This is a genomic window from Devosia crocina, assembly GCF_900116545.1.
In the GTDB taxonomy this organism is placed as follows: domain Bacteria; phylum Pseudomonadota; class Alphaproteobacteria; order Rhizobiales; family Devosiaceae; genus Devosia; species Devosia crocina.
The window spans coordinates 353,051-366,056 of the sequence record NZ_FPCK01000003.1; the positions used below are offsets into that span (position 1 = coordinate 353,051).

16 protein-coding genes are annotated in these 13,006 nt (G+C 62.4%); 8 read left to right on the forward strand and 8 right to left on the reverse strand.

Annotated features, from left to right (window positions below; genetic code table 11):
- Positions 1 to 14: 14 nt before the first annotated feature.
- The 4 genes from BM364_RS14895 to hemC are packed head-to-tail and all read right to left on the reverse strand — an operon-like array spanning position 15 to position 4,363.
- Entirely contained in the window at positions 15 to 1,400 is a 1,386-nt protein-coding gene (locus tag BM364_RS14895) for a heme biosynthesis protein HemY (RefSeq protein WP_092425924.1), read from the reverse strand.
- Complete coding sequence (locus BM364_RS14900; protein WP_092425926.1) at positions 1,397 to 2,668, reverse strand: COG4223 family protein; 1,272 nt, start codon at positions 2,666 to 2,668, stop codon at positions 1,397 to 1,399. Before BM364_RS14900 ends, BM364_RS14895 begins: the two co-directional genes overlap by 4 nt.
- A gap of 24 nt (positions 2,669 to 2,692) precedes the next feature.
- Positions 2,693 to 3,424, reverse strand: a complete 732-nt coding sequence (locus BM364_RS14905) for a uroporphyrinogen-III synthase (protein ID WP_092425928.1) — start codon at positions 3,422 to 3,424, stop codon at positions 2,693 to 2,695.
- The gene (hemC, locus tag BM364_RS14910; RefSeq protein ID WP_092425930.1) at positions 3,425 to 4,363 is read right to left on the reverse strand and encodes a hydroxymethylbilane synthase; all 939 of its coding nucleotides are present in this window, start codon (positions 4,361 to 4,363) and stop codon (positions 3,425 to 3,427) included.
- Between the two features lie 105 nt (positions 4,364 to 4,468).
- Here hemC and tsaD point away from each other — a divergent pair, with 105 nt between their 5' ends.
- The 4 genes from tsaD to BM364_RS14930 are packed head-to-tail and all read left to right on the forward strand — an operon-like array spanning position 4,469 to position 7,239.
- On the forward strand, positions 4,469 to 5,527 hold the full coding sequence (gene tsaD / locus BM364_RS14915) for a tRNA (adenosine(37)-N6)-threonylcarbamoyltransferase complex transferase subunit TsaD (protein WP_244542912.1): 1,059 nt from the start codon (positions 4,469 to 4,471) through the stop codon (positions 5,525 to 5,527).
- Positions 5,517 to 6,503 carry an NAD(P)H-dependent glycerol-3-phosphate dehydrogenase gene (locus BM364_RS14920; RefSeq protein WP_092425934.1) on the forward strand — a complete coding sequence of 329 codons (987 nt, stop codon included), beginning with the start codon at positions 5,517 to 5,519 and terminating at the stop codon, positions 6,501 to 6,503. The genes tsaD and BM364_RS14920 overlap by 11 nt, the downstream gene beginning before the upstream one ends.
- A gap of 2 nt (positions 6,504 to 6,505) precedes the next feature.
- Entirely contained in the window at positions 6,506 to 6,799 is a 294-nt protein-coding gene (locus tag BM364_RS14925) for a YciI family protein (protein ID WP_092425935.1), read from the forward strand.
- 5 nt (positions 6,800 to 6,804) lie between these two features.
- Complete coding sequence (locus BM364_RS14930) at positions 6,805 to 7,239, forward strand: EVE domain-containing protein (protein ID WP_092425937.1); 435 nt, start codon at positions 6,805 to 6,807, stop codon at positions 7,237 to 7,239.
- 48 nt (positions 7,240 to 7,287) lie between these two features.
- Here BM364_RS14930 and BM364_RS14935 read toward each other — a convergent pair whose 3' ends face one another.
- Positions 7,288 to 7,587, reverse strand: coding sequence for a hypothetical protein (locus tag BM364_RS14935; protein WP_092425938.1), 300 nt, complete (start codon positions 7,585 to 7,587; stop codon positions 7,288 to 7,290).
- Between the two features lie 129 nt (positions 7,588 to 7,716).
- On the opposite strand from BM364_RS14935, the gene rimM reads away from it, so the two are divergent.
- The 4 genes from rimM to BM364_RS14955 all read left to right on the forward strand — a co-directional run bounded on the left by rimM (position 7,717) and on the right by BM364_RS14955 (position 10,717).
- On the forward strand, positions 7,717 to 8,253 hold the full coding sequence (gene rimM / locus BM364_RS14940; protein ID WP_092426384.1) for a ribosome maturation factor RimM: 537 nt from the start codon (positions 7,717 to 7,719) through the stop codon (positions 8,251 to 8,253).
- 11 nt (positions 8,254 to 8,264) lie between these two features.
- The gene (trmD, locus tag BM364_RS14945; protein ID WP_092425940.1) at positions 8,265 to 8,945 is read left to right on the forward strand and encodes a tRNA (guanosine(37)-N1)-methyltransferase TrmD; all 681 of its coding nucleotides are present in this window, start codon (positions 8,265 to 8,267) and stop codon (positions 8,943 to 8,945) included.
- A gap of 206 nt (positions 8,946 to 9,151) precedes the next feature.
- The gene (rplS, locus tag BM364_RS14950; RefSeq protein ID WP_092425942.1) at positions 9,152 to 9,703 is read left to right on the forward strand and encodes a 50S ribosomal protein L19; all 552 of its coding nucleotides are present in this window, start codon (positions 9,152 to 9,154) and stop codon (positions 9,701 to 9,703) included.
- 201 nt (positions 9,704 to 9,904) lie between these two features.
- Positions 9,905 to 10,717: an exodeoxyribonuclease III gene (locus BM364_RS14955; RefSeq protein ID WP_092425943.1), complete on the forward strand. Its 813-nt coding sequence runs from the start codon at positions 9,905 to 9,907 to the stop codon at positions 10,715 to 10,717.
- A 93-nt stretch (positions 10,718 to 10,810) separates the two neighbouring features.
- On the opposite strand, the gene BM364_RS14960 is transcribed toward BM364_RS14955, so the two are convergent.
- The 3 genes from BM364_RS14960 to BM364_RS14970 all read right to left on the reverse strand — a co-directional run bounded on the left by BM364_RS14960 (position 10,811) and on the right by BM364_RS14970 (position 12,891).
- Positions 10,811 to 11,263, reverse strand: coding sequence for a Crp/Fnr family transcriptional regulator (locus tag BM364_RS14960; RefSeq protein ID WP_175528626.1), 453 nt, complete (start codon positions 11,261 to 11,263; stop codon positions 10,811 to 10,813).
- 112 nt (positions 11,264 to 11,375) lie between these two features.
- On the reverse strand, positions 11,376 to 12,059 hold the full coding sequence (locus BM364_RS14965) for a response regulator transcription factor (protein ID WP_092425947.1): 684 nt from the start codon (positions 12,057 to 12,059) through the stop codon (positions 11,376 to 11,378).
- Positions 12,060 to 12,204: 145 nt separating this feature from the next.
- The gene (locus BM364_RS14970) at positions 12,205 to 12,891 is read right to left on the reverse strand and encodes a YggS family pyridoxal phosphate-dependent enzyme (protein WP_092425949.1); all 687 of its coding nucleotides are present in this window, start codon (positions 12,889 to 12,891) and stop codon (positions 12,205 to 12,207) included.
- Between the last annotated feature and the right edge of the window lie 115 nt (positions 12,892 to 13,006).

A 13,006-nucleotide genomic window follows, 5' to 3' on the forward strand; every position in this document is an offset into this window, starting at 1 on the left:
GGATGGGCGGTCTTTTACTGTCGGTTTTCCGCCTGCGCAAGAGGCAAGGCCTGTGCTTGTTGCGCGATTTCCGCCACGGGCTCGGAAGACGGGACCGGGATAGCCGCGGAACGGGCATGGCCAGTCACCGGAATCTTCCATTCGAATGCATCGAGCTTGCCGGTCACCGGCGAGACCGGCTCCCATTCGTCACTCACAAGGCCATCGGCTGTCCAGGCCGGGTCCCGCGCCGCGCGCAACCCACGGGCCAGCCACTCGCGCGCCTTGCCCTGGTCGCCGTTTTCGCCCGCTTCGATCTCGGCCATCAGCGAGGCGACGCCCTCGCTCAGGTCCGGGCCGGCATAGGGCATCAGCACATCGCGTGCCAGCGGCCAATCATAGGCATCAATAGCGGCCCGGGCCAGCGCCATGGCCGCAGCACGATGCTCTGGCGGAGTGTCGATGATCTCGCGCATGCGCTTGAGCCGCTCCACCGCCGAGGCGCCTGGATGGGAATAGGCATAAAGCGCGGCGATATCGGGATGGCCCGTTGCGCGCCAGATGCGCCGCAAGAGGCTCATGGCCTTGCGGCTTTCCCCCTGATTGATGTGGATGCGGGCCGCGATCAGCGCCGCAGGCACGAAATCGGGGAGGAGCTTGAGCGCGGTCAAGGCGTGTTCGAGCGCGCCCAGGGGATTGCGGGTTTCCGCTTCCCGTGCGCGTGCGGTTTCGATCACCGCCTGGCGGCGCCGTTTCCGGGCGCGGCTTTCGCGATTGGGCGGCGTTTCGGCATTGACCATGGCCACGGCCTCCGCCCATTGGCCTCGCCCCACGAGATCGTCGAACACGGCCTCGGTGGCCCAGGTGCTTTCCGGGGAGAGCGACAGCGCCTTGCGGGCAAAGGTCAGCGCCGCGTCGGGGTGCTGCTGGGCCCGCGCCTGATCGTAAAGCCCGGTCAAGGCGGCAAGCGCTGTCTTGTCGCTGGCGATCAGAGCCCGATAGTGCTCGCGCGCCGCCGGCATGTCGCCGATGGCAAGATCCGCACGGGCTTCAAGAAGCTTTGCCGCGCTGTTTTCGGGCAAGCGAGCCTGCGCTTCGCGCGCCAGAAGTCGCGCCCGGGCCGGATCGCCGGCCTGAAGGGCGATGACGGCATCGGAAAGCGCTTCGACCCCCTGCTCCCGGCGCCGCAGCTTGCGCCGGCGTGCCATGGCCCGCGGGGCACCGATCAGGCGGCGCACCACCGCCCAGACGAGAATGACGAGAGCGGCCGCCAAAAGCAGCAAGACCACAGCCGTGCCGAGCCGCGGCTGCATGCGTTGGCCGGCCAGTTCCAGTGTCAATGTACCTGGCAAGGCCATCAGCCAGGCGGCAAGGGCGGCCAGGACCAGACTGCCGATGATCCAGACGGCAAGGCGAATCATGCGCCGCTCCCCCCAGTCAAAGCGGCCTGGCGGAGACTGACGAGAAAGCCTTGGGCGGCAGCCTGGTTCTCGATCTCTGCGGCAACCGGTCCGGCGGCCGCGCGCATTGGCGCGGGCAGAGCATCGAGCTCTGCCTTCGCGGCGATGAAGTCGGCGCAGGAAATGGCGCCTTCTAGCCGGGCGACCACCGCCTCGGGGCTGTCACCTTCCACCGCCTCGGTCGGACGAATGGCAATGATGCCCCGGAACCAGTCGGTTGCCGCGTCCTGCCAGCCGGCATCGGCACTGACAGGACGGCCGGCGAGAATATCGGGCAGAACGGCGTTGAAGTCGCGCGCCACCAGGTCAGGCCGTTTAAGGCCAGTCATGGCATTGGCCAGCACCGGCTGTGGCACGCTCAAGTCCGGCAGCGCCTGGCGCAGGGCCGCCAGTTCGGCATCATAGGCTGTGCCGGTGGCGAAGGCAGTTTCAAAGCCTGAGACGACCAGCGGCAAGCGGACCTGTCCAGCCTCGGCTGCGGTGCCCGCACTGACATCGGCTTCAAGCGCCGCGATCTGGCTTGCAACGCTGCCCAACTCTGCCTGCGACTGCGTGGTTGCTTCGCGCAAAGCGGCGAGCTCGGCTTCCAGATTGGCGATCGCGGCAGCATTGTCCCCATTTGGATCGGTTTGATCTTGCGGGGGTACTGCCAGCGCGTCGACACGGGCAGAAAGTGCGGCAATCTCGCTCGCAAGTTGCTCGCTTGCCGCTGTATCCTGTGCGGGAGCATCAGTCTCGGCCGGCAAGTCGGCAACTCGGGCCGTTAATGTCGCCAGCTCGCTTTGGAGGGTCGAGGTCACGGTTTGGAGTTCCGGCACACTCCGCGACAGCGTGGCAATGCGCGGATCCTCCGGCTGCGGCGCGGCTGGCGCAGCTGGCCAATAGCCCAACAGCGCCAATGCATAGGCAGCGCCAAGCCCTGCAAGGCCGCCCACAAGTCCTGCAAGCCAGGCTCCACCTGCGGCGCCTTCGGATTGACCGGCGGCAGCCGCTTTCGCGGCGGAGGATGTTGGATTTGGGTCCGGCTTCGGCGGCGGTAGGGGCTGCGTTTTTGCGTCGGGTTTGGATGTGTCGCTTGCCAGTTTTCCGGCCTGGGCCGACATTTCCTTGTCGTCCTTGCTTCCAAGCGGACGCGCGGTACCTTCGAGCACCGGAGGCTTGACCGCACCGGATCGGGCTCCTGGTGTCCGAGGGCCCTCGGCGCCACCATTGTCTTTCGGATCAGCCATGTGCCCTCCTTTGCCTTTTTTCGATCATGACCCAGTTTGTTCGCGGGCAAAAGCCAGTGCCAACGTCATCATCGCTTCTTCGTCTGGACGATCGGCCAGATGCACTCGAGTAAAGTGGTGCTCAAGCAATGGTTGCGCCACATTTTCCGAAAGACAGATCAGCGCCAGGTCGCGGCGTTTGGACACGCTGAGTTGCGAATCAATCAGCTGGCAGAAAACTTCCGCCGTACGGCGCGAATAAAACAGCACCGCTCCGATCGCGCCTGCCTCGATCTCGGCCAGCCGCTGAGGGGAAAACGCGGTTTCAGCCACCATGTCATAGACCGTGGTCGTCACCACCATGATGCCGTGCGGCGTCAAAGCGCGGGCAAGATCGCCGCTCAAGTGCCGGCCCGCTGGATAAAAGACCGGTCCCGAAATGCGCGACAGCGCGATACTGGTAGCGAGCTTTTCAAACGTGCCGCCTGCGCTCGACACATCGGCAAAGCCCAGCATCTTGGCTTCATGCGCCGTGCGATCGCCCACCGCGTGAACCGGCAGGTGCAGCACCTGATCGAGCACGCCGCGATCCTCGAGAGCGCGTAGGGCATTGGTGCTCGTCACCGCCACCGCGGCGAATCCGGACAGCGGCGGCAGGCTGAATTGGAGCGTTTGGCGCGTCAGAAGCGGCTCGGCCACTCCCTCGATATCAAGAGCTGCGAGACGGTCGATGGTGGCTTGGGCATCCGGCTCCGGCCGGGTCACGAGCATCCGCATCTATGCCATCCACTGCCGGACCCAGTCGGGACCGGCTTGATGGAGAAGATCTTCCCCGATCCTGCGGCCCAGCGTCTCCGGGTCATTGCCGCTTCCTTCGGCCCGGAAGCTGGTTTGCCCATCAAGGCTCAAAATCTCGCCCTGTAGCGTCAGGTGATCGCCCGAAACTGAAGACAGGGCGCCGACCGGCGTGCGGCACGACCCGTCGAGCACTGCCAGCATGGCACGTTCGGCTGCGATGGTTCGATGGGTCGGAGCGTGATCGAGCGCTTCGACGAGATCAGCACTGCGCTGGTCTGCGGAGCGGATGGCAAGCCCGATGGCCCCCTGAGCCGGCGCGGGCATGAAGCTTTCGGTATCGAGGATCGCGGTTGCCCGATGCGCCTCCTGCAAGCGGTTGAGCCCCGCCATGGCCAGCAGCGTTGCATCGGCAACCCCGCCGAGAAGCTTGTTGAGACGCGTATGCACATTGCCACGAAACGGCACGATCACGAGGTCAGGACGAATGCGCAGCGCCTGTGCCGCCCGGCGGATCGAGGATGTGCCGAAAACAGCGCGCTTGGGCAGGTGATCAAAGGATTGCACCTTGACCGACAAAAAGGCGTCACGCACGTCCTCGCGCTCGAGAAAGGCGGCGAGCCGCATGCCTTCGGGCAGCACGCTCGCCACATCCTTGCTCGAATGAACCCCGATATCGATGCGGCCCGAAAGCAGGGCTTCATCGATTTCCTTGGTAAAGACACCTTTGCCGCCGATGCTCGACACAGGAACATTGGACGCCTGGCTGCGATCGCCGCCGGTGGAAAACACATCGATTTCGATCGCGTCTTCCTCGACCCCATGTCTCTGGCAAAGCAGGCTGCGCACCAGCTTGGCCTGCGCAAGGGCCAGCGGGCTGCCGCGTGTTCCGATCCGGGCGAAGGGGGCTGACGATTGCATTCTGGCTCCGTCCTAGTATAGCCAATGGACAGTTTTTGCGAGGGACGCTTGGTTCCCTTGGGCAAGGGAGTAGACCAGTTCGTCGTGACCGGGCAAGCGCAAGCCATCATCCTCGGCATCGAGACCAGCTGCGATGAAACCGCCGCCGCCATAGTGGTGCGGGATCAATCCGGCCGCGGCACCATTCGTTCCAATGTAGTGCGCAGCCAGCTCGATGAGCATGCCGCCTTTGGTGGCGTCGTGCCCGAACTGGCAGCGCGCGCCCATGTCGAATGGCTCGACCACATCATCGCCCAGGCGATCCAAGAAGCTGGGATCGAGCTTTGCGAGATCGACGCTGTTGCCGCAACCGCCGGTCCCGGCCTGATCGGGGGCGTCCTTGTGGGGCTCACCACTGCCAAGGCGCTCGCAGCCTCTCTCGACAAGCCCCTGATCGGGGTCAATCATCTCGAAGGCCATGCGCTGACGGCCCGTTTGACCAATGGTGTCGCCTTTCCCTATCTGATGCTGCTTGTATCCGGTGGCCACAGCCAGTTCGTGCTGGTGCGCGGCGTCGGCGATTACGAGCGCTGGGGTGGCACCATCGACGATGCGCTCGGGGAAGCTTTCGATAAAGTCGCCAAGCTGCTCTCGCTCGGCCATCCGGGCGGTCCGGCGCTAGAGCACACCGCGCGGCTCGGCGATCCCAAGCGCTTCAAGTTTCCACGGCCGCTGCTTCGGGAAGATCGGCTCGATTTTTCCTTTTCCGGGCTCAAAACCGCTGTCCGTCTTCAGGCCGAGGCCTTGGCACCCCTGAGCGACCAGGATGTCGCCGATATCGCAGCGAGCTTCCAGGATACGGTGGCCCATATCGTGGGTTATCGCGCCCGCCAGGCGCTCGAGCGGTTCAGCACGCTCTTTCCCACCGAGCCGATCCGGCTGGTCGTCGCCGGCGGCGTTGCCGCCAATCGCCGGATCGCCGAAACGCTTGAAACACCCTGCCACGAATTTGGCGCCGAACTGATTGTACCGCCCATCGCGCTTTGTACCGATAATGGCGCCATGATCGCCTGGGCCGGTGCCGAACGCCTCGCCTTGGGGAGCAGCGATTCGCTCGCGATTGCCGCCCGGCCGCGTTGGCCGCTTCAGGACGAGACCATGCAGGTGAAACGCCATGGCACTTGAAACCGTCGCCGTCTTTGGTGCTGGCGCCTGGGGCACGGCACTGGCCCAGGCCTCTGCCATGGCTGGACGGGAAGTGAGCCTGATCGTCCGCACCGAGGCGCAAGCCGATGCAATCAATGCTTCCCATGCAAACGAGGTCGCCCTGCCCGGCCAGACCCTGCTTCCGGCCATCACCGCGAAAACAGATGTAAGCGATGCTGACATCATCATTCTCGCTGTGCCTGCGCAGGCAACGCGAACACTGCTTACATCGCTTGACCCCCATCTTTTATCCGAAAAACCCGTGATCCTTTCGGCCAAGGGGCTCGAAGTAGGGACATTGGCGCGGCAGAGCGAGATCCTTGCCGACATGGCACCGCGCGCCATCGGTCATGTGCTCTCGGGTCCGAGCTTTGCCGGCGACGTCGCCGCCGGACGGCCCACAGCCGTAACCCTTGCGGGCGACGATGCAAATCTGACCTCGGACCTTGCCGCAGCACTGGCCGGACCGAGCTTCCGCCCCTATGCGGCCGATGATCGGATCGGGGTTGAAGTGGCCGGTGCGCTCAAGAACGTTTATGCCCTCGCTTGCGGTGCCGTTGAAGGCGCCCGGCTTGGCGCCTCTGCCCGATCCGCCCTGATTGCACGGGCCTATGCTGAAATGGCCCGCATGGTCCACGCTCTCGGGGGCTCGGCCCACACCCTGACCGGACTGGCCGGCCTTGGCGACCTTACGCTCACCTGCACCTCCATCCAGTCACGCAATTATCAGTTTGGTATGGCGCTCGGCGCCGGAGGCCGGACCCAAGAGATCCTTGCCGGCGGCGCCAAGCTCGCTGAGGGAGTTGCCACCGCGCCGGTTGCCGCAGCGCTCGCGCGCAGCCTCGACGTCGACGCTCCGCTGATCGACGCAGTCGATGCCGTGGTGGCGGCGCGCGCCGATATTGCTACCGTGGTCGCGGGCCTCATGGCTCGCCCGCTCAAAAGGGAACATTGAACATGCTCTATGCCATGATTGCCAAGGACGCCGCGGGTGCCCTGCAAAAGCGTCTGGACACCCGCCCCGTGCATCTCGACCACCTCAATTCGCTGGGCAAGAAACTGGTCTTTGCCGGCGCTCTTCTTGGCGATGGCGATCAGCCGGAAGGTTCGATCGTCGTGTTCGAAGCCGAGACCCTGGAAGAAGCACAGGCTCTTGCTGCCGCCGACCCCTTCGTGCCGGCCGGTGTATTCGAAAGCTATGAAGTCAAGCGCTGGCGCATCGCCATCAACACCACTGGCGTGGAGTTCTAAGCTCCATGGCCTATTGGCTGATGAAGTCCGAACCCGATGTTTTCTCTTTTGACGATCTCGTCGCCAAGACCGCGAGCGGTGAAGCGGAAGAGTGGCATGGCGTGCGCAACTATGCGGCGCGCAACAATATGCGCGCCATGGAAATCGGCGACGAGGCGTTTTTCTACCACTCCAATATCGGCAAGGAGATCGTCGGTATCATGAAGGTTGTGGCCAGGGCCCACCCGGATTCGACCGCCGACCTCAACGCCAAGGGCGAGGTCGTGTGGGACTGCGTCGATGTTCAGTCGGTTAAGCCGTTTCCCCGCCCGGTCGGGCTTGCAGAGATCAAGGCCACACAAGCCCTTTCAGACCTCGAACTTGTCAAGCTCTCACGGCTTTCGGTGTCCAAGGTCAGCGAAGCGGAATGGAAACTGCTCTGCAAGATGGGCGGGCTCTAAGCCGCTGCCAGGCGGCCCAGGCCAAATGGATTCACGTGAAACGCCGGTTCAGTCTCTCGGCACGAAGGTGAATTCGGCTTCGTTGCCGCCTGCCGGATCATCGCTGACATCGATCGCGAGGCCGGCTTCATCGAGGGCGGCAAACCATTCGTCCCAGCTGACGAGCTGGAATCCGTCGATCCGGTCCGGTCCCTCGTTGCCATCGGCATTGAGCTCATACTGTCCGAAGGTCAGCTGCAGCACAGTGCGAGTGCCCGTTCCTTCCGGGGTTTCCATCAGCACCGGATTGCCGCCACGCGCTTCAGCCCATTCGCGGATCTCCTGGCGGTCGGTCAGAACTTTGGGCATGGCGCTCTCCTTTGTTTTCGCGTCAAGCTCAATCCAGCGCCGCCTGCAAGGTTCCTTGCCACGCTTGACCGTTTGCGTGACGGCGCAAGCCTGCTAAGGGTGCAGACCGGAAAGACGCTGGGGAACACAATGCCTGCGCCAGACAAGAAAATCCTGATGGGCAAGATCGGTGCTGCTCACGGCATCAAGGGCGAAGTTCGCATCACCACCTATACTGGCGACCCCGAAGCCATTGCGAGCTATGGCCCGCTTGAAACTGATCGCCCGGGTCTGAGCGTCACCATCGAAAGTGCGCGGCTCAACAAGACGGTTCTCGTGGCGCGCCTCAAGGGCGTGCGCGATCGCAATACGGCAGAGCTTCTTAATGGCGTGTCGCTCTTTATCGACCGGGAACAATTGCCCGATCCTGATGACGAAGACGATTTCTACCATGCTGATCTGATCGGTCTTGATGCGCGGCTTGAAAGCGGTGTGAGCATCGGGGCAGTTTCCGCCCTTTTGAATTATGGTGCCGGCGATCTCATCGAAGTTCGCGATCCGCGCTCAGGTGATACGTTTCTTTATCCCTTCACACGCACCGTCGTGCCGACCGTCCGTGTGAGCGAGGGCTTTCTGGTCATTGCCCCACCGCTCGATGCCGAACCGGGCGAGGAAGAGCCAGACTGATCGGGCAGACCATGTTTTCGGCCGATATCATCACCCTTTTTCCCGACCTTTTCCCAGGACCACTCGGCGCATCCGTTCTGGGGCGCGGCATGGCGGATGGGCTCTGGACGCTTAAGGCCCACCATCTGCGCGACTTTGCAACCGATCGGCACCGCACCGTCGACGATACCCCATCGGGCGGCGGCGCCGGCATGGTGCTCAAGCCCGATATCCTGGGCAAAGCCATCGACACGATTGCGCCTGCCAGCGACCCTCGCCCGCGTATTCTGATGTCGCCCCGCGGCAAGCCGCTGACCCAAAGGCGCGCCCATGAGCTTGCCACCGGCGCGGGCGCCGTCATCGTGTGCGGTCGGTTCGAAGGCGTTGACCAGCGGGTGATCGATGCACGCCACCTCGAAGAGATCTCCATCGGCGACTATGTGCTGGCTGGCGGAGAAGTCGCCGCCATGGTTCTGCTTGAAGCGGTCGTCCGCCTGATCCCTGGCGTTCTTGGTGCGCTCGACAGCCGGGACGAGGAGAGCTTTGAAAACGGGCTGCTCGAATATCCTCATTACACCCGTCCGCAGAACTTCGAAGGCCGGGAAATTCCTGCAATCCTGACTTCGGGTGACCACGCCCGGATCGCCCGGTGGCGGCACGAACAATCGCTTGCACTGACCAAGGCCCGGCGGCCGGATCTGCTGAAGAGCTGACGAGAAGGCCTCAGGGTGAGGGCTGCTGAAACTGCCGCCTCGCGCCCAAATCCCCTAGACTTCCGGCCCATTTTCCCCTATGAGCCGCCCATTCGCGCGCCAGGGATCGGACCTGTCGTGCGACAAGATCAAAAAGACTACCCCTCCGTTACAACCAAGACCGGGTGACACAGTCGCCCCACGATAAGATCAGAACGGATCGTAAAATGAGCAGCATTATCGAACAGCTCAACGCCGAGCAGGTCGCCCTGCAGGCGTCCAAGCGCGAACTCCCCGAATTCACCCATGGCGATACTGTCAAGGTGTGGGTCAAGATTCGCGAAGGCGACAAGGAACGCCTCCAGGCCTATGAAGGCGTCGTGATTGCCCGCTCCGGCGGCGGCATCATGGAAAGCTTCACCGTGCGCAAGATTTCGTACGGCGAAGGCGTGGAACGCGTGTTCCCGATCTACTCGCCCAATATCGCTTCGGTCGAAGTGATCAAGCGCGGTAAGGTCCGTCGCGCCAAGCTCTACTACCTGCGTGATCGTCGCGGTAAGTCGGCTCGTATCTTCGAATCGACGAACGCCCGTACCCGCAAGATCGAAGCCGGCGAACGCGAAGCAGCTCAGGCCGCTCGTGAAGCCCGCGAAGCCGAAAAGATCGCTGCTGCAGAAGCCTTCGCTGCCGAACAGGCTGCCAAGGACGCTGAAGCTGCGGCCGCCGCTGCTGCTGCCGAGCAGGCCGCTGCCGCTGAAGGCGAAGCCAAGAGCGAATAAGCCGGAAGCGGCCCAGCCGCTTTTGTCTTCGAGCAATATCAAGGCCCGGCCCTTATGGTGCCGGGCTTTTTATATGGCTCTGTTGGTCCTGACAGGGGCCGTCAGCAGGGCAGAGGCTTTAGCCGATTTCGGCTTTACCCCTCCGCCTCGCCTGTCCATAAGGACCGGGATTTTACCGCTGGGAATAGAATTGGAGCGCCAATGACCCTTTCCGTTGTCACCTGGAACATCAACTCTGTTCGCCTGCGCATCGACATGGTTCTCGACTTCCTGCGCCAGTACCAGCCCGATGTTCTGATGCTGCAGGAGATCAAGTGCACCAATGACCAGTTCCCTCGCAACGCCTTCATCGAGAACGGCTATCCCCACATGGCCGTTCATGGGCAGAAGGGCTATCACGGCGTTGCCATCGTCTCTAAATTTCCCCTCACCGACATTTCGAGCCGCGTTTTCTGCGAGATCCCTGAGTCGCGCCATGTCTCCGCTCTTGTCGATCTTGGTCACGGTCCCTTTACGCTCCACAATTTCTACATTCCGGCCGGCGGTGATGAACCTGACCCCGAGATCAATCCCAAGTTCAAGCACAAGCTGGGTTTTCTCTCTGAGCTCAAGATCTGGTTCAATGAACCGATGTTCCAGCGCGGGCAGTTGATTGCAGGCGATTTCAATATCGCCCCGCATGAGAACGATGTGTGGAGCCATAAGCAACTGCTCAAGATCGTAAGCCACACTCCGGTCGAGACCGAAGCGCTCGATGCGCTTCTCACCGGCGGCCACGGCTGGGTCGACCTCGTGCGAAAGCACGTGCCCTATGACCAGAAGCTCTATTCCTGGTGGAGCTATCGCAGTGCGGATTGGAACGCCTCGGACAAGGGCCGGCGCCTCGATCATATCTGGTCGACGGGCGATGTCGCCGAACGCTCGGTCTCAGCCGAAATCATCCGCCCTGCCCGTGGCTGGACCGACAAACCCAGCGACCACGTGCCGGTGATTGCCCGCTTTGCGAGGCCGTAGGGTAGAGCAAATCAGTCTTCCCCCTGAGGTGATCGCCACCAGAGAGGCTTGATAAGCCCGTGTGGCGCACCTCACCATGGGGACGAACGGCGATTAGCGCTCCTTCATCTTGCGTTTCAGCGGATCGAGCGCCGTCAGGTAGCCACTCAGTTCGCGCTCGATCCTCTGCGCAGCCTTCTGCGCCAGATCGGGATATTGCCGCATGAGCTTGAGGAAAGCCGAGCGCGGGACAAACAGCAGATCGCAATCGGTCACGGCAGTGATCGTTACCGGACGCGGTTTGTCGAGAAACAGCGCCATGGGGGATATGATGCTGCCCGGTTCGGACAGTGCATAGGGCTTGCCGGCTTCGACACCCTCGTTGCGTGCCTTGAGCGTGCCCTCGATTAACACATGAGCGCCCTGCGGCACGGTGCCAGCCTTGTAGATGACCTCGTCGGCCTCGGCATGGCGGCGATCGCTGGCAAAACCCAGCATGCGCCGCTGCTCGTCATCGCACATATTGAAGAAATCGGCGCGCCCAAGAATGGCGGCCGCATCGTCCATTCTCATCGCCAACCGACCCGGATGCGCCCCGCTCGCCGGCGGCAATCCGGCGAGTCAACAGCTTTTCTATAGGCCAGTTTGCGTCTGGATTGAACACCCAAGCGTAACGCGGTCAGGGAACGAGCCGATATCCCCCATCTTCTGTCACCAAAAGCCGCGCATTGGAGGGGTCGCGCTCGATCTTCTGCCGCAAACGATAGATGTGGGTTTCAAGCGTATGGGTGGTCACGCGGTTATTGTAGCCCCAGACTTCCTTGAGCAGCACATCGCGCGTGATGGTCTTGGGCCCCTGGCGATACAGATACTTCAGGATCGAAGTTTCCTTGTCAGTCAGGCGAACCTTGGTGCCTTCCGTCGTCTCGAGCGTTTTGGCAGCGGGCTGGAAACTATAGTGACCGATGGTGAAGACCGCGTCTTCGCTCTGGTCGTGCTGGCGAAGGGCGGCGTTGATACGCGCCAAGAGCACCGGAAAGCGGAAGGGCTTGGTCAGGTAGTCATTGGCGCCGGAATCGAGCCCTTTGATTTCGTCGGCTTCCGTGTCGTGCCCCGTCAACATCAGCACCGGGCTCTTATAGCCCTCCTCACGCATCAACTTGACGGCATCGCGGCCATCCATGTCAGGCAGGCCCACATCGAGAATGGTCAGCTCGACATTGTTCTCGCGCACGGCCTTGAGAGCATCATTGGCGTTGCCGGCTTCGATGATGTCGAATTCCGGCTGGCCCTTGAGCTGATCGACCAATGTTTCGCGAAGATCCGCATCGTCGTCCACAACAAGGATGCGTCGCTTGTTCATTATCGTCTCCGGTATTTTGCTTTGCGGACCCAAGATCACAGGATTGCGACCTGCCTTGGACCCGACAATCACAAGGGCGTTATTCAGCTTCTAATAACGTGAGGCCGAAGAGAAAAGTTGCAGACCACGAGCCTTGGTTGCGCAGTCACACGGATGCCGGACGCCGACCGAAGAGGGCCGAACCGACCCGGACATGCGTCGCGCCCATGGCGATGGCCGTCTCGAAATCGCCGCTCATCCCCATTGAGAGCTTTTCGACACCCGCAGTTTTCGCGAGTTCCGCCATTTGCGCGAAATAGGGGCCTGCCGGTTGCCCGTCTGGTGGGATGCACATGAGGCCCACAATCTCCAGCCCATGCACCGTTCGGCAGCGCCGGACGAAATCGACTGTCTCGCTAACCGAGATGCCAGCCTTCTGCGGCTCCCCACCGATATTGACCTGAACGAAACATGGCACCTTGCGCCCTGCCCGTTCCATTTCTGCCGCCAGCACGCCGGCGAGCTTGTCCCGGTCCACCGATTCGATGATATCGAAAAGGGCTACAGCCTCGCGTGCCTTGTTGGATTGCAGCGGCCCGATCAGGTGCAACTCCACCCCGTCGAACTCGGTGCGCAGCTCTGGCCATTTGCCTTGGGCTTCCTGCACCCTGTTTTCTCCGAACACACGCTGCCCGGCCTGGAGAAAGGGCCGGATCGCTTCGGCGTCGAAGGTCTTGGACACCGCAACGAGTTCGACCTGCTCGGGTGGCGCGCCGAACCGGCCGCGGGCCTTCTCCATGCGGGTGCGGATATAGTCCAGCGCCGAAGTGCCAGTGTTGAGGTGATCGGCCATATGAAGGCCCCGTTTCTGTTGACCTTGAGGGGGATTTCTGGTGATGGTCCGGGTAGCCAAAAACCCCGAAAAGCGCAAGCGGGCCCGCTCTTTGCGGGTCATGGGACGATAACTT